The sequence below is a fragment of the Pseudomonas emilianonis genome, assembly GCF_023072625.1.
Lineage (GTDB): Bacteria > Pseudomonadota > Gammaproteobacteria > Pseudomonadales > Pseudomonadaceae > Aquipseudomonas > Aquipseudomonas paraveronii.
Window position 1 is genome coordinate 1 of the sequence record NZ_JAKNRV010000141.1, and the last position, 12,811, is coordinate 12,811.

10 protein-coding genes and 3 pseudogenes are annotated in these 12,811 nt (G+C 52.9%); 7 read left to right on the top strand and 6 right to left on the bottom strand.

All coding sequences use genetic code 11. The features are described 5' to 3' along the window. Positions 1-220: 220 nt before the first annotated feature. A complete protein-coding gene (locus L9Z73_RS15530; protein WP_247402500.1) occupies positions 221-1,162 on the bottom strand; it encodes an aromatic alcohol reductase in 942 nt (313 codons plus the stop codon). A 99-nt stretch (positions 1,163-1,261) separates the two neighbouring features. Between L9Z73_RS15530 and L9Z73_RS15535 the strand changes: the two genes are divergently transcribed. After that, positions 1,262-1,684 carry a winged helix-turn-helix transcriptional regulator gene (locus tag L9Z73_RS15535; RefSeq protein ID WP_247402503.1) on the top strand — a complete coding sequence of 141 codons (423 nt, stop codon included), beginning with the start codon at positions 1,262-1,264 and terminating at the stop codon, positions 1,682-1,684. Between the two features lie 357 nt (positions 1,685-2,041). Here L9Z73_RS15535 and L9Z73_RS15540 read toward each other — a convergent pair whose 3' ends face one another. Next, a complete protein-coding gene (locus tag L9Z73_RS15540) occupies positions 2,042-3,001 on the bottom strand; it encodes a DMP19 family protein (RefSeq protein WP_247402505.1) in 960 nt (319 codons plus the stop codon). A gap of 361 nt (positions 3,002-3,362) precedes the next feature. Continuing rightward, positions 3,363-3,821, bottom strand: a pseudogene (locus L9Z73_RS15545) (transposase); the annotation flags it as partial. Between L9Z73_RS15545 and L9Z73_RS15550 the strand changes: the two are divergent. The 3 genes and pseudogenes from L9Z73_RS15550 to L9Z73_RS15560 form a co-directional block, all read left to right on the top strand. Beyond that, positions 3,809-4,405, top strand: a pseudogene (locus L9Z73_RS15550) (hypothetical protein); the annotation flags it as partial. The pseudogenes L9Z73_RS15545 and L9Z73_RS15550 overlap by 13 nt on opposite strands. A gap of 124 nt (positions 4,406-4,529) precedes the next feature. Then, positions 4,530-5,426 carry an endonuclease/exonuclease/phosphatase family protein gene (locus tag L9Z73_RS15555; RefSeq protein WP_247402507.1) on the top strand — a complete coding sequence of 299 codons (897 nt, stop codon included), beginning with the start codon at positions 4,530-4,532 and terminating at the stop codon, positions 5,424-5,426. Continuing rightward, the gene (locus tag L9Z73_RS15560) at positions 5,427-5,879 is read left to right on the top strand and encodes a hypothetical protein (RefSeq protein WP_247402510.1); all 453 of its coding nucleotides are present in this window, start codon (positions 5,427-5,429) and stop codon (positions 5,877-5,879) included. A gap of 102 nt (positions 5,880-5,981) precedes the next feature. On the opposite strand, the gene L9Z73_RS15565 is transcribed toward L9Z73_RS15560, so the two are convergent. Both L9Z73_RS15565 and L9Z73_RS15570 read right to left on the bottom strand, forming a co-directional pair. Further along, a complete protein-coding gene (locus L9Z73_RS15565) occupies positions 5,982-6,296 on the bottom strand; it encodes a type II toxin-antitoxin system YafQ family toxin (protein WP_247402513.1) in 315 nt (104 codons plus the stop codon). Beyond that, complete coding sequence (locus L9Z73_RS15570) at positions 6,232-6,552, bottom strand: type II toxin-antitoxin system RelB/DinJ family antitoxin (protein ID WP_247402515.1); 321 nt, start codon at positions 6,550-6,552, stop codon at positions 6,232-6,234. Before L9Z73_RS15570 ends, L9Z73_RS15565 begins: the two co-directional genes overlap by 65 nt. 1,531 nt (positions 6,553-8,083) lie before the next feature. Between L9Z73_RS15570 and L9Z73_RS31510 the strand changes: the two are divergent. The 3 genes and pseudogenes from L9Z73_RS31510 to L9Z73_RS15580 all read left to right on the top strand — a co-directional run. Next, positions 8,084-8,866 (top strand): annotated as a pseudogene (locus L9Z73_RS31510) (MCP four helix bundle domain-containing protein); the annotation flags it as partial. Continuing rightward, positions 8,861-9,724: a methyl-accepting chemotaxis protein gene (locus L9Z73_RS31515; protein ID WP_430624295.1), complete on the top strand. Its 864-nt coding sequence runs from the start codon at positions 8,861-8,863 to the stop codon at positions 9,722-9,724. The pseudogene L9Z73_RS31510 and the gene L9Z73_RS31515, both read left to right, overlap by 6 nt. 606 nt (positions 9,725-10,330) lie before the next feature. After that, the gene (locus L9Z73_RS15580) at positions 10,331-11,890 is read left to right on the top strand and encodes a diguanylate cyclase (RefSeq protein WP_247402521.1); all 1,560 of its coding nucleotides are present in this window, start codon (positions 10,331-10,333) and stop codon (positions 11,888-11,890) included. A 29-nt stretch (positions 11,891-11,919) separates the two neighbouring features. Here the strand turns inward: L9Z73_RS15580 and L9Z73_RS15585 are convergent. Beyond that, on the bottom strand, positions 11,920-12,811 hold an 892-nt coding region (locus tag L9Z73_RS15585), incomplete at its 5' end, for a DMT family transporter (protein WP_247402524.1).

Sequence of the window (12,811 nt, forward strand, 5' to 3'; positions counted from 1 at the left end):
AAACGGCATTACGAACTTCTATGTCACTGACTAAGCTAATTCGCGCTTCCGTCCGCTGATTCCATAGGCAACCCTTGTGACTCTCAGTTTTCGAGGTATTTAGCGCGTTTTCACACAACCTGGGTCGATAGCCGCCCTGCGCGAGTGACAGCTATCGACCTCACGCTGCTCTTGGCTGACTTACACAATCACGACCTCACTCTCGGGGAGACCGCCCCATTCACTTCAGGTTCTGCTCAATCCAACCTGCCGTCGTCGTCAAATCAATACCGTTTGCAGCGTTGAAGGTCAGGCTCTTATCCCAAGCGACTCCTTTACCTTCAGCGAACACGGCTCGGTATTTGCTTAGCTGGTCATTCGGAGCAGCATTGAGATCGTCCTTCAATTTGGGAATGCTCCATTCGATGCGAGATACCGTTCGGTTGAGTGTTGCATCAACCGCATCCGCCAACTGTGCGTAGGTCAGGGTGTCTCCGGCAACGAAAACCACCTGATTGGCGAGGCGAGGCTTGGCGAACACAATCTTCGCCGTCAGCATCCCTATATCTTCTGGCGTAGTAACGGTGACCTGAGTATCCCAGCTGCCTAGCGCATGAACTGTATTTTTTGCCAGATCAACCACTCCAAACGCTGGCTCGAACAAGAAGCTTGTAAACATCCCGGTGGAGATGATGATCCATTCGGTGGCGCGCTGCGCACGCAGTAGCTCACGCACTTCAAGTTGCTCATTAAATAAATCCTGCGCACTGCCTTTGCCAATCACGTCGTAGTCCACGCCAAATTGCCACGGCACGTAGCGTCTTACGCTTCCCTGAAGCACTGCACGGGTGAGTTTGAGCTGTGTGCCTGCACCGGCTATGAAACCTACGCAACTGATGATTGTGTCGAATCGGGAGAAATGCTCGGCGAGTTCCTCAACTGAGTCGTTAATGACGTCAGCCTGCAAAATGTCTATGCCTAGCCCACGGAGTTCTCCAATTGAGTGCGTTTTAGACGCGTCTTGAATCACGGCCGCCGGTGGACGCAGAAGCACCGTAATACGAACGCCTGCATCCTTCTTGATTGGCGCAGTCCTAGCCAGCTCGCGCAGCACGGACATACCGAGCTCACCGGCCCCCAGCACCAGAATGTTGTCGGTTTCCACTGGTTTTGGCGTTTGCATAAGTTTTCTCCAATGTGCTGATCAAGGTGAGGGAGAGTTATCCTGTCACCATTGGAGCCTGCCCATAAGTAGGTACACGAGTGATCCTGGGGGGGGCGAATGGATAACGAAGAAATCATTAGGCAGTCGCAAGCTGCGTGCGAAGCGCTCAGCGCAGAAGATGATGGTCTGAAGCGAGAAGTTCTCACCCATGCTGGTAATCGCTGGTCGCTGGGAATCGTCCACACACTAGGTGTGGCGGGACGGCTGCGGCATGCGGAGATAGCCAGGCGCATGAGGGGCGTGACGCAGCGGATGTTGACCCGTAGCTTGCGCCAGTTGGAAAGAGACGGCTTGGTAACACGCGAGGATTACAACGAGGTGCCGCCACGTGTCGACTACGAATTATCCGAGCTGGGGCGGGGCCTGCTAGCGCGGATGATTCCACTGTGGATGTGGGTGGCAGAGAATGCTGAAGGTTTTCGCGATGCTCGTATTCTATACGACTCTGACATTTCGAGTATTTCGAGTGATACGAAGTGACCGCTTCTGGCCGATTTCTGCCTGTCGCGACCGGCTGAAACCGACCCAAAGCGGTCATCCACAGAGCCGGCCACTCATGGGAAAGAAGTAAAGGCCGTATGATGCTTACTCATTATCGATAAGGACATCACCATGAACAACGCGATGAGGCCCCGCCAGGATAAAGAACACACAAAAGACTTGACTGCTCGTTTCGGTCGCGGGTGCTACCAGGTAAACAGCAGTTGCACAACAGAAAGTTCCTGCGACGTCAGCAAGCATTTGCGCAGGGCAGTGCGTAGTTCAGAACGCTGGAGTTAGGATTGACCTCTGGCTTTTGGGTCACGATGCGATGTCCATTTTTCTATCGCCATGAATTTATTCTTCACAGCGTTCCAGAGTGATCTGGCCTATTGCTGGTCCAACAATCTCGACGATGTCGTCGTGGCCGAGATTCTTTAACCGATAGAGCACGAGTGTGTTAGTAGCTGTAATGAACTCGGTTAAAAAACATTGGTAACGCAATCCAATCCAGATACTCGGTCGCCGAGTTTCGAACACGTCTCTCCAGATCAATCTACCCTGAGGCCAGGTTCGCCAACTGCGTGTAGGCAAGTCGTTCAGTGCAATCTTGTGACGTGCACCGAGTTCTCCTACATAGACTTCAAACGGTTTGATCAGCGGCGCCTGGCTGCGGATATCAGCAAGAAAATCACTTGCGCGCTGTCCTTTTGCATGCAGGCGCGCCTCCCGTAGTGTCTGGGCCTGGATGGCCCCGGCTATGACGAATTTCCATTCGAGATCGGGTACTGACTGGATACATTCGAGCGACCTCAGCCACGCTGCATGCATACCGGCAAAGTCGGTCTCTCGTTTAAGCGTGTAAAACTCGCTGTCTTTGTCGCCAATCCAATTGTCGACCTTGCCAAAGTCCCGATGGTCGAATCCTCCCCGAGCGCGAACAGCCTCCAGCTCCTTGGCATCTATATTGACGCGTTGAGCCACCTCTCGAAACAGCGTCTGGATGGCAAGTGCTCCCATGGCTGCCAACCCCTGATCGACATCGGCCTGAACTTCTGGCGACCAACCGCTGTTGCTTATGAACTGCTCATGCCCTCCATTGCAGACTTCTCCTTCGTAGTTGGATACTTGGCAGCTCAGCCTGGTCTCGATAGGCAATTCGTGTCGCAGATATGCACCGTAATGGTCCAATGTTTGGACGGTCTTCATAACCGCTTCTATCAAAGCATAAGGGTTCTCGCCCCGGTAATGTCTTTCGCGGATCGGAATAGAGGTCAATCGATGGGAGTTCGGATGTGCGGGGTCAAAAACATCCATATGGCACAGTCTCTCGACGGTTGAAGGAGTGGCTTACTGTTGTGCTTCGTAAAACCGAAAGACAATTTCTAGGGCCCTTGACTGAACTTGTGTAATAAAAAATTCATAAAGATGAAAGTATTTTTCCCCAGAAGCAAGTGAGCACGTAGATTCAAATCCCAGTTGGAAGTTTCGCGTAGCGGGCCGCCGCATCGTCCGCTATTGGCCCAGAGTGTGTAAAAACTCTTTCTTATCGTGCGTGCTTCAGCCCATTGCTCGTGGGCGTGGCGATTCCGATTATTTACCAGGATCAGCGCCGGTAACGCTTCAAAGCGCGTATGAAGCGCTTTGGCACCTCTTTGGGGCAGTAAAAGCCGGGCTTTTACGCCGCCATTGCCTTCAACAAGCCTTCGGTGCCGATGATTTTCATCACCCGCTTCAAGTTATAGGCGAGCACATTCAAGCTCATTTCTGCGCTCACCCCGTTCAGTTTTCGAGTCAGGAAGTGCGTTGCTCCCATCCATTGTTTGAGCGTCCCGAAGGGATGCTCAACAGTCCGTTTTCGAACCCGCATCATCTCCGGTGCTTGGTTCAGCCGGCGTTGCATTTCCTCCAGCACAGCTTCATGTTCCCAGCGCCTTACTCGACGATTTGTGCTTGGCGTGCACTGGGTTTTCAGGGTGCAACTCTGGCACTTTGAACTCCAGTAGCAGTGCATATTCATGCCTTTCTCAACGCTGGAGAATCGCCAGATCAGTGCTTCTCCCGCCGGGCATGTGTATTCGTTTTTCGTCGAGTCATACACGAAGGCATCTTTGTTGAATCGGCCAGGTGTGGCAGCACAGCGAAGCCTGTCAGCAGCGTGTCGACGCTGACGGCAACTGGCTGCGCCAGACTGACGGCAAGATCCGGGACAAGGCGATCGAGCGGGAAGTAGAGGCGATGGGGAACACGGAGACGTTCCAGAATCACACCAGGACGGTGGACGACCATTCCACCGAGTCAGTGGGCGGGATCAAGACGATCGAGGCACTGGGCGCGCTCAAGCTGCTGTCGGGCGGATCTGCAAGCCTGGCGGCGGTGGACGACCTGCATCAGGCAACCGGGCGCGACTTGAACCTGGTGGTGGGGCAGAAGCACAATGCCACGGTGGGCGGAGATATGGATGAAAGGATTAAGGGGCTACGCAAAAGCGTGGCGGGGGTCAGTCAACGGCTGGTGGCGCCCAAGACTTGGGTGGGATCAGAAGGGGTGAACGTGCTGCAGGTATTATGCGATTTGCTCGAACTGGTGCAACAGATGAACGTCGAGTTGGCCAGCCACACTCATGGGTCTACACCGCCACCTATCAATGCAGACATATTTAGTCACGCTGCGATGCAGGTTGAAGGTATGGAGGTAGAGTTAAAGGCAATCACGTTTTAAAGGGGGGGGCATGGCGACATCTTCGTCCCTTTTGAGGGCCATATGCTACCCTTCGACCTTGTATACGCTGAAACCGTTAATAAGGCGTAGTTCGTCAAGGTGTCTAAATACGGTAGGGGGTTCAATGACGTCAGCAGCGCACGAGCAAATTACTTTTGCTTGGTGGAATACAAGTCTGGCCCCGTCGGCTAAAAGTAGATCAACACCCGAACAAAGAGATGTCGCATGCTCTGTAATTATGTATTTAATTAGAGCTAATGGTGCAGATTTTATTGCTCTTGGGGAAATGTCGGAAGATGACTTTCGATATGTATCGGAAGTTTGTAAGTTTGAAGGGTATGTGTTCTGTAGCGAAATCACCTCTATCGGAAGATCTAGTTTTGATGTTTGTTATATTTACAATAGCGAGAAAATACTTATCTCTTTAACGAAGGATATTGTGAGTGTAAAGGGCGGTGCGACGTTAAAGATTGCCAAGAAGGTAGAGTTGTTTGTTGCTGGGTCTGAATCTTTATTTCATATTTTTATCTCTCATTGGCCGAGCAGGTTGTGGTGTGCAAAAAATGACGCTAGTAGGCATTTATTTGGGATTAGATTGAGAGACTCTATAAATGATGTGATTGCTGAAGATGTAAAAAATCCTTTTGTGATTCTTCTTGGTGATTACAATGATGAGCCTTTTGATGATTCCCTGAGCCAGCAGGTAATGGCCTCTAGAGATGTAGAGTTGGTGCATAGACGAGAGCACTTGTTTTACAATCCGTTTTGGAAATATCTGTGCAAAGTTACAAATGATCAGCCAGTTGCTGGAAGCTATTACTATAAATCTGGCGAGATAACTCGATGGCATACCTTTGATCAAGTGATTTTTTCACATGCGTTCATAGAAGCCAGGGAGTGGAAGCTAGCAACTGAGTGTGATCATATAGTGGAGATTCCACTCTATACTGCACTGGTCAAAAGTTCGAGCTCAAAATTCGACCACCTTCCGGTCTACGGAACAATTGAAAGGGTGAACTAAATGGTTGACTTTATTACTTCCTTTAATAAAGGGCTGGAAGCAGCGAAACAAGCTGGGCAAAACAAGCGGGAAATTTACTCGGTAATAGATGTCTTGAATGAACAGCTGTCTCAGGTTTCCGAAGGAAAACTAGAGATTGGGATTTATAATAAGGCTCAGCCGTTTTCAAATCTTATTGGTATGGTGAGCACCACTGCTGACGCCAGTAAACCAGTTTCCCAGTTTTTAGCAGCTGTAAACCCATTGTCCGAGTCAAAAACGCCAAGTGAAATCGCTAAATGGAAGTTTGACTCTAATGGATACCCATGTCAAATAAGTACCTCAGATTTCGAGTTTTACTGTGAGGACAAAGCGGCTTTGGAGAGATCACTTCAGAATCTTTTGAGTGATCCAACTGTAGGAGAAAAAATTTACTCTGTAATGAGGCAGAAACTAAAGGCCGGGAGCAATTAAGCAATGGCAAAGTAAGAATTGATCCCACAGCGCGGCCTTACCTGTGCGCATATACACATAGCAGAAACCCGCCAAGCTGCGGATTTCTGCTATGTGTTTGAATTATTTAAATAACTCGGCATGACTGCCGAGGTCTACAAACGTCACCAAGCCAGCATGGGCTACATCATAAATCAGGAGAAAGTCTCCCCCTATGTGGCATTCCCGGAAGCCTGCCCATTCACCTTTCAGTTCATGATCTAAGTATTCCGGGGGCAGTTGCTGTCCAAGAAACAGCATCACCATAACATTACGTACTTCGTTCATATCGCGAAGCCCTGCGCGCTTATAGCGCTCCCAGGACTTCTTGAACTCAGATGTTTGCGCGCACTGCTTTGGCAGGTCTGCGCGCTTTTGCTTCTTCTCCGGCTTCGCCATCTGCGTCCCTTAGCATGTCGTCGATCGAATCAAACTGGCGACGAATTTCACGCGCTTGCGCCATAGCGCGAGCGGTCTTCTCCGAAGGGACACGCACCTCAAAAGGCAATCCCTGTGTTGTCACAACCTGGCGGAGGAAAAGACGCATGGCGTCACTAAGACTGAGCCCACAGGCATTGAGCACAGCAGTGGCACGCTCCTTCAAATCCTCGTCAATGCGGCAACGCACGTCAGTGGTTTTAAGCAATGCATTCATGATATCACTCCCTGAGGTGAAACGTAGCTACGTTGTGGCTACATTCAAAGTATGGGTCAACCCATCAAATTTGATCAAGCACTTTCTGTCCTGAACAGGACGTTAGCCCTCCCATATGTCGGAAACACCGAGCCGTGTCTCTTGTCCGGCAAAAAAAACGAGGCGAAAAAGCACTTATCCCCCTCCCGCCGACGGGCTTTGTGTCCCTTTTTTGTGCAAGCGGGGAGTGGGTTGCAAACGCGGCTCCCGCCCAAGCCCGCTGCGGGGTCTGGGGGATGTTTCGCAATTGCACAGAGTGCAAGGCTTTGCAAAAAAGTGCAGTAGCCTTGCACATATGTCACGGGGCGTCAGGGGACTGGTCACCCAGGCGAGGTGTCCAGTTTACGGGGACTAAGGTTGTGAAAACCGGCTGCAGGTGGTGTTTTCGTTTTCGGCACCGTTCATATCTGAGGTCAACCAACTGCTGTCGAACCCTACGCAAAACCGACTGTGAGGCCCAGCCTATCGGGGTTTCCAGCACTCTGAGGCATTGCACAGCATTACCATCAATTTCAGGCTGTCAGTCCCAATCAATAGCGTATGGAAAAAACGCCGAAACGGTGGGCGGACGGCTTTTTTTCAGGCGAGGGGTGGGAAAAGGGTGATTTTAGTAATTGGCAGGTCAGAACGGGCCGGAGCCCTTGTAGAGCGTGGCTTTCAGCCATTACCTTGGAGGGTAATATTAGGTAACGAGAGAGGTAATATTTTGTTCAAGCCCCCATTTTACTGGGTTTGGCGGCTCACTGGCATTACTAGTACTGAAAGTAATTTTCTAACCTATTACTTACGCTATTATTACCTCTATAAAATCATATCAACTAACTGATTTTTTAGGGTTTATCCGGTTTTTTACAGCTCATTACCAAAATTACCTTTTTCCCATGCCTCAACATAAATCGTTCAAAACGCCTGTCGTGACCGTTTTCTGCAACCTGGTGCATTTAAGCCATGGGACTGCCATGGGACAGATCCTGCGCGCACCACCGGCCTGCAGCCCTTGTAAACCGGGGGCCTTGGTTTCGAAAACTGCAAACGGGTAGTTTCGAATCTCTCCTTCACCGCCACATTCTGCAAACACAAACCCCTGATTTTCCTAGTGAAAGTCGGGGGTTTGTGGTTTCTGGCGTCCAAAAAGTAACGTCATGGGAGCAATATGGGACTGGCGTTCTATTCTGGTGCGGAAAGTAGAGTCAGTGGTTGAGTTCGACCCAAAACTACTGGTCTATGTCTTAACAACACCAAAAGCGCTTCCATTGTCGTTCCATAGATCCTGCTGATGACACTGGCAGGATACGCAGGCGGCGTTCTTATTCCACAGACTGGTCATGCTTAGCTCACCACGTGGCCGATTGTGGCTAAAGCCTTTAGTTAGCTAGCTAACGTATGGGCTCATAAAAATGAGACCACGATTAAAGTTAGCGGATATCTTGCCGAATATAGTTAATGCCCAAGCCTTCTTGGGGCAGCCAACTAAGAGTTCGTCGGGGGTCCTATGGACGCATTACGTAGCATCAAGCTTTCCACACGATTGATCTCTGCATTTGTGGTGTGTGCCATCATCACATTGGGAGTGGGGCTTTTAGGGCGCTCGGGCATCACAACACTAAAAGCAACAATGAATGAAATCGTAAGCAACAATCTGGTGTCTGTTTACAACACCGGTAATGCGCGCGCGAGTGCTTATGCATATTCCAGGGCTGTGCATGCTGCTCTGCTATTTAAGTACTCCAAGGCAGATCCGGTTAAATTTGACGCCGCAGTGCAATCCATGTCCGAGAGTCAGAAGGACGTTGAACGACTCTTCAAGGAATACCGCCAAACGCCTCTTGCCGATGACGAGCGCGTCGCCGGTGATCAGTTCGAAAAAGACTGGCCCGCCTATGTTCAGGGGTCAAATAAAGTAATCGCGTTGGCGACGGCGGGCGACCTTGATGGTGCTACGCAGCTATTCCAGCAGCAGGTTTCGCCGACCTTCAAGGGCGCTATTGATGACCTTCAAGTCATTGTTGCATCCAACTATCGCCAAAGCGGTGAGACTGCAGACGCGGCAGAGGCCGCCACTACGAGTGCTTACTGGATATTGGGCGTAGGGGTAATGGTCGCTTTTTTGGCTGCCATCGCTTTGGGAATGATCATCACACGCTCGATTACGCGACCGCTTTCTATCGCTATACGCAGCGCTGAGGAAGTGGCGGAGGGTGACCTTTCTCAGCATATTGAAATCAGTGGGCGAGACGACGTCAGTGTACTGCTGAGTGCGCTGGGTAAAATGCAGGAAAATCTGCGGATCACTGTAAAAGAGATTGGCAGTGCTGCTGACCAACTGGCCTCTGCATCTGAAGAGCTGAACGCTGTCACGGAGGAAAGCTCACGCGGCCTGACGCGGCAGAATGATGAGATTCAGCAAGCGGCAACGGCAGTGAACGAAATGACTGCGGCTGTGGATGAAGTTGCCCGAAATGCGGCAGGCGCCGCTGAAGCCTCTGAGCAAACCAGCCTTAGTGCTGTGCAAGGGCGTGATCAAGTGCGCAGAGCCGTTAACTCTGTTGGGACGATGGCGGATGAGATTTCAAACTCAACCGGCAAGGTTGAGGTGCTTGCAACCCGTGTCAACGAGATCACAAAAGTACTTGAGGTGATCAGGGCCATTGCGGAGCAGACCAATCTCCTGGCCCTGAACGCCGCCATCGAAGCAGCCAGGGCGGGTGAGCAGGGTCGCGGGTTCGCTGTTGTGGCAGATGAAGTGCGTGCGCTTGCCCATCGGACCCAGGCATCAACGGCGGACATCGAGTCGATGATGCAACAGGTTCGTTCGGGAGCTGAAGAAGCCGTCCTTGCGATGAATAAAAGTAAAGAGCTGGCAGCCGATACGCGGGCGCAGTCCATTGAGGCTGGCCAGGCCCTTGACCGAATCACCGAGGGTGTTTCAATCATCAATGAAAAGAACCTAGTGATCGCAAGTGCCGCTGAAGAGCAGGCTCAGGTTGCTCGTGAGGTTGATCGTAATCTGGTCAATATTCAGGATCTTTCCACGCAAACAGCGGCGGGCGCACATCAAACCAATGCGTCGAGCGCCGAACTTTCGCGACTGGCGGCGTCGTTTGGCGTACTGATCAGTCGATTCAAAGTTTGAGCACTATGGTTGCTGGGCGTACTTGGTATCAGCGGTGATGGTGATCCGCAGCGTTGGACTGGACGCATATTGCGGCGGTTGACGGTAGATAGAACGCCGAATTCGCATAACGCCGTTTATGTTCAACGGGCCCCCACATCTAAGCCAGGTGCGGGGGCCTTTTTTCGGGCTCCGGAAACCAGAGTGGCCGTGTTCTGCAACCCGGTGCGTTTAACCCTTGGGACTACTTCTACACATGCCACCAGGCTGCAGCCCTTGTAAGCCGTGGGGCTTGTCTCTAAAATGCGCTCGCGGGTAGTTTCGAGTCTCTTCTTTGCCGCCACATTCTACAAACACAAACCCCTGATTTTCCTAGAGAAAATCGGGGGTTTGTGGTTTTTTTGGCTGAAAAAGGCCATATAGGCCCAATGTGGGACTGACGGTGTTTTTTGCCGTCTGCCTTCAGACACAACTGTTTGGCGGGTTCAGAATTGGCAGATGGGTTTCTATGCGGGTTAAGCAGGCTGCTTTCGGCCAAAACTGGTCGATCAGGTGCCTTCTAAAACTAGGAGGATTCATCCTGCATCGAATCGTTGGCAATTCTTCCGCCCATCCGGACTGCGTAAAATGACCACCCGACCGAAGCCGAAGCTCAACCTGCGCATTCTGATTCTTATCTTTGTACTGCTTTCGGCCATCGCAACCCTGGGCAACAGTTTCTGGGTGACGTTCAAGATTCAGAAGCAGGAATTGATCGAGAATGCGCTGGAAGTGAACAAGGCCTATGCCTCTCGGATCGCCCGGAGTGTGGAGCAGGTACTCAACTCCGACCTCGATAAACTGAAATATGGCTCGGTCGTCATTGGCAAAACGTTTGGTGACAAGCAAGAACTCGCGGAGGAAGTCCAGCGACTGTTTGGGCAAGACGCCAGTTTTAACTCCGTGTTGATCGCCGATGCGGGGGGAACAATCGTTGCCTCAGCTCCGGAAAACCTCCATCTCGATGGGCTGGCGCTGCAACACCGGGAGCCTCTCAGCCTTCGCACGCCGATCATCAGCAACGCGTTCAGGTCCATCGCAGGTAATCTGGTGGTCTTTATTTCCCACCCCATATTCGACGCGAAAGGAGAGTACCTGGGCCTGATAGGCGGCAGTATCCAGCTTGAACAGAGGAATACGCTCCAGGCGCTGATGGACACCAATGTGCGCAAGGACGGGGCGCATGTCTATCTCGTCGACAGCGCTCGCCGGGTGATCTATCACACCGATCCCGAGCACATCGGCAACGTCACTGGAGTGGGGTTGATCGTTGACGCGGCACTTAGTCAGGACGCGGGAACGTTGCAGGCGACGGATGCCAATGGCGTGGACATGCTCGCGGGGTTCGCCAGGGTGCCCAGCAGTGGTTGGGGGGTGATCTCGCAGCAGCCACTCGACAACATACACGCCATTCTGCGACACACCATGGCCAAGGTGGCGCAGGGCATCGCGCCCCTGGCGCTGTTCGGAATCGTGTTGATTTGGTGGTTGGGCGCACGGATCTCGGCGCCATTGTCCAGGCTTGCCGATTGCGCTAAACGGCTGGACTCGCCTGACAGCTACGAACGCATCAGCGCAATCCCGTCGCGCTATTTCGAAAGCTGGCAGATTCGCAGAGCACTGCTGCTTGGCGCTACCCTGCTACAGGAAAAGATCGGCAAGCTAAACCAGGAGGCACAAACTGATGTGCTGACAGGGCTGGCCAATCGTCGAGCGATGCAGGACATCCTGTCGCGCTGGCAGGACGCCGACAAAACGTTCGCAGTCGTTTCCATGGACATCGACCATTTCAAGCGTGTGAACGATACGTTTGGTCATGGTGTGGGTGATGAAACGCTGAGGGCCATCGCACAGCTCATGCAGCAGAACTCACGGTCCAACGACTTGCCCTGCCGGGTCGGCGGAGAGGAGTTCGTATTGTTATTGCCCAACAGTTCGCTTCAAGCTGCAACGGATGTCGCCGAGCGATTGCGTGCCTCGATCGAAGCAGCAAACATTGTGACGGTCGGGCATGTCACCGTGTCGCTGGGCGTCGCGCTATGGCATCCCGGTGGCGATTCGATATCCGCTGTGCTTGAGAGGGCTGACCAGCTTTTGTACCAGGCCAAGCAAAACGGTCGTAATCGGGTGGTGGCGGAACAGGCTTGATGGGCCTCCGCCAGTCTCGGGACACGCCTTCAATGCCTATGCCGATGATGAATGTCCGGAAAATGCGGATGGCTATGCTTGATCGGGTTATGGGTGTGCACATGCGTGTGCGGCGTTGCCGGGTCCCACTCAACCGCGTGTTCATGTTGATGATGTTCATCGTGGACATGCCGATGCCCGTGTTCCGTCGCCTCATGCTGATGTGCGTGGGCATGGCGCTCGGTCAGGTGCAGCCACACCCCCGCAGCCATCAGCGCCGAAGCAATCCAGAACGCGCCGCTCACCGACTCGCCCAGCACCAGCAAGGCCAGTGCGGCGCCGAGGAAGGGTGCGGTAGAAAAATAGGCGCCGGTGCGCGCACTGCCCAGCCCGCGTAACGCCAACACAAACAGCACCAGGCTGATGCCATAGCCGAGAAACCCGACCAGCAAAATCGGCGCGAGCTGCGCGAGGCCAGGGATCTGCGCGCCGAGGTACAGTGCCAGGCTGCAATTGACCACACCCGCGATCAAACCCTTGGCGCCGGCGATAAACAGCGCGTCCGAGGCCGACACCTTGCGTGTCAGGTTGTTATCAATCCCCCAGCACAGGCAGGCCACGGCAACCGCGAGTGGCCCGATCCAATCGTGACTGTCGGCGCCGCCTTGGGGCCATGACAACGCCACGCCACCCAGCACAATCGCAATCATCCCCAGGACGATACGACGGTCTGCGTTTTCCCTGAAGACCAGCCAGGCGATCAACGCGGTCAATACCGATTCAAGGTTGAGCATCAGCGACGCGGTGGCGCCGGAGGTGCGGGTGAGGCCGAACATCAGGGCCACGGGCCCGAGGATGCCGCCGAACGCAATGGCGCCGAGCAGCCACGGCCATTCGGAGGGCGTCAGTCCGCTGGGAGACCAGCCGCGATCACGGATCAGG

Bases quoted from the DNA above. Each gene is read 5' to 3' on its own strand.
- L9Z73_RS15530 (WP_247402500.1), bottom strand. From the start codon at position 1,162: ATGCAAACGCCAAAACCAGTGGAAACCGACAACATTCTGGTGCTGGGG.
- L9Z73_RS15535 (WP_247402503.1), top strand. From the start codon at position 1,262: ATGGATAACGAAGAAATCATTAGGCAGTCGCAAGCTGCGTGCGAAGCG.
- L9Z73_RS15540 (WP_247402505.1), bottom strand. From the start codon at position 3,001: ATGGATGTTTTTGACCCCGCACATCCGAACTCCCATCGATTGACCTCT.
- L9Z73_RS15555 (WP_247402507.1), top strand. From the start codon at position 4,530: ATGACGTCAGCAGCGCACGAGCAAATTACTTTTGCTTGGTGGAATACA.
- L9Z73_RS15560 (WP_247402510.1), top strand. From the start codon at position 5,427: ATGGTTGACTTTATTACTTCCTTTAATAAAGGGCTGGAAGCAGCGAAA.
- L9Z73_RS15565 (WP_247402513.1), bottom strand. From the start codon at position 6,296: ATGGCGAAGCCGGAGAAGAAGCAAAAGCGCGCAGACCTGCCAAAGCAG.
- L9Z73_RS15570 (WP_247402515.1), bottom strand. From the start codon at position 6,552: ATGAATGCATTGCTTAAAACCACTGACGTGCGTTGCCGCATTGACGAG.
- L9Z73_RS31515 (WP_430624295.1), top strand. From the start codon at position 8,861: ATGCAGGAAAATCTGCGGATCACTGTAAAAGAGATTGGCAGTGCTGCT.
- L9Z73_RS15580 (WP_247402521.1), top strand. From the start codon at position 10,331: ATGACCACCCGACCGAAGCCGAAGCTCAACCTGCGCATTCTGATTCTT.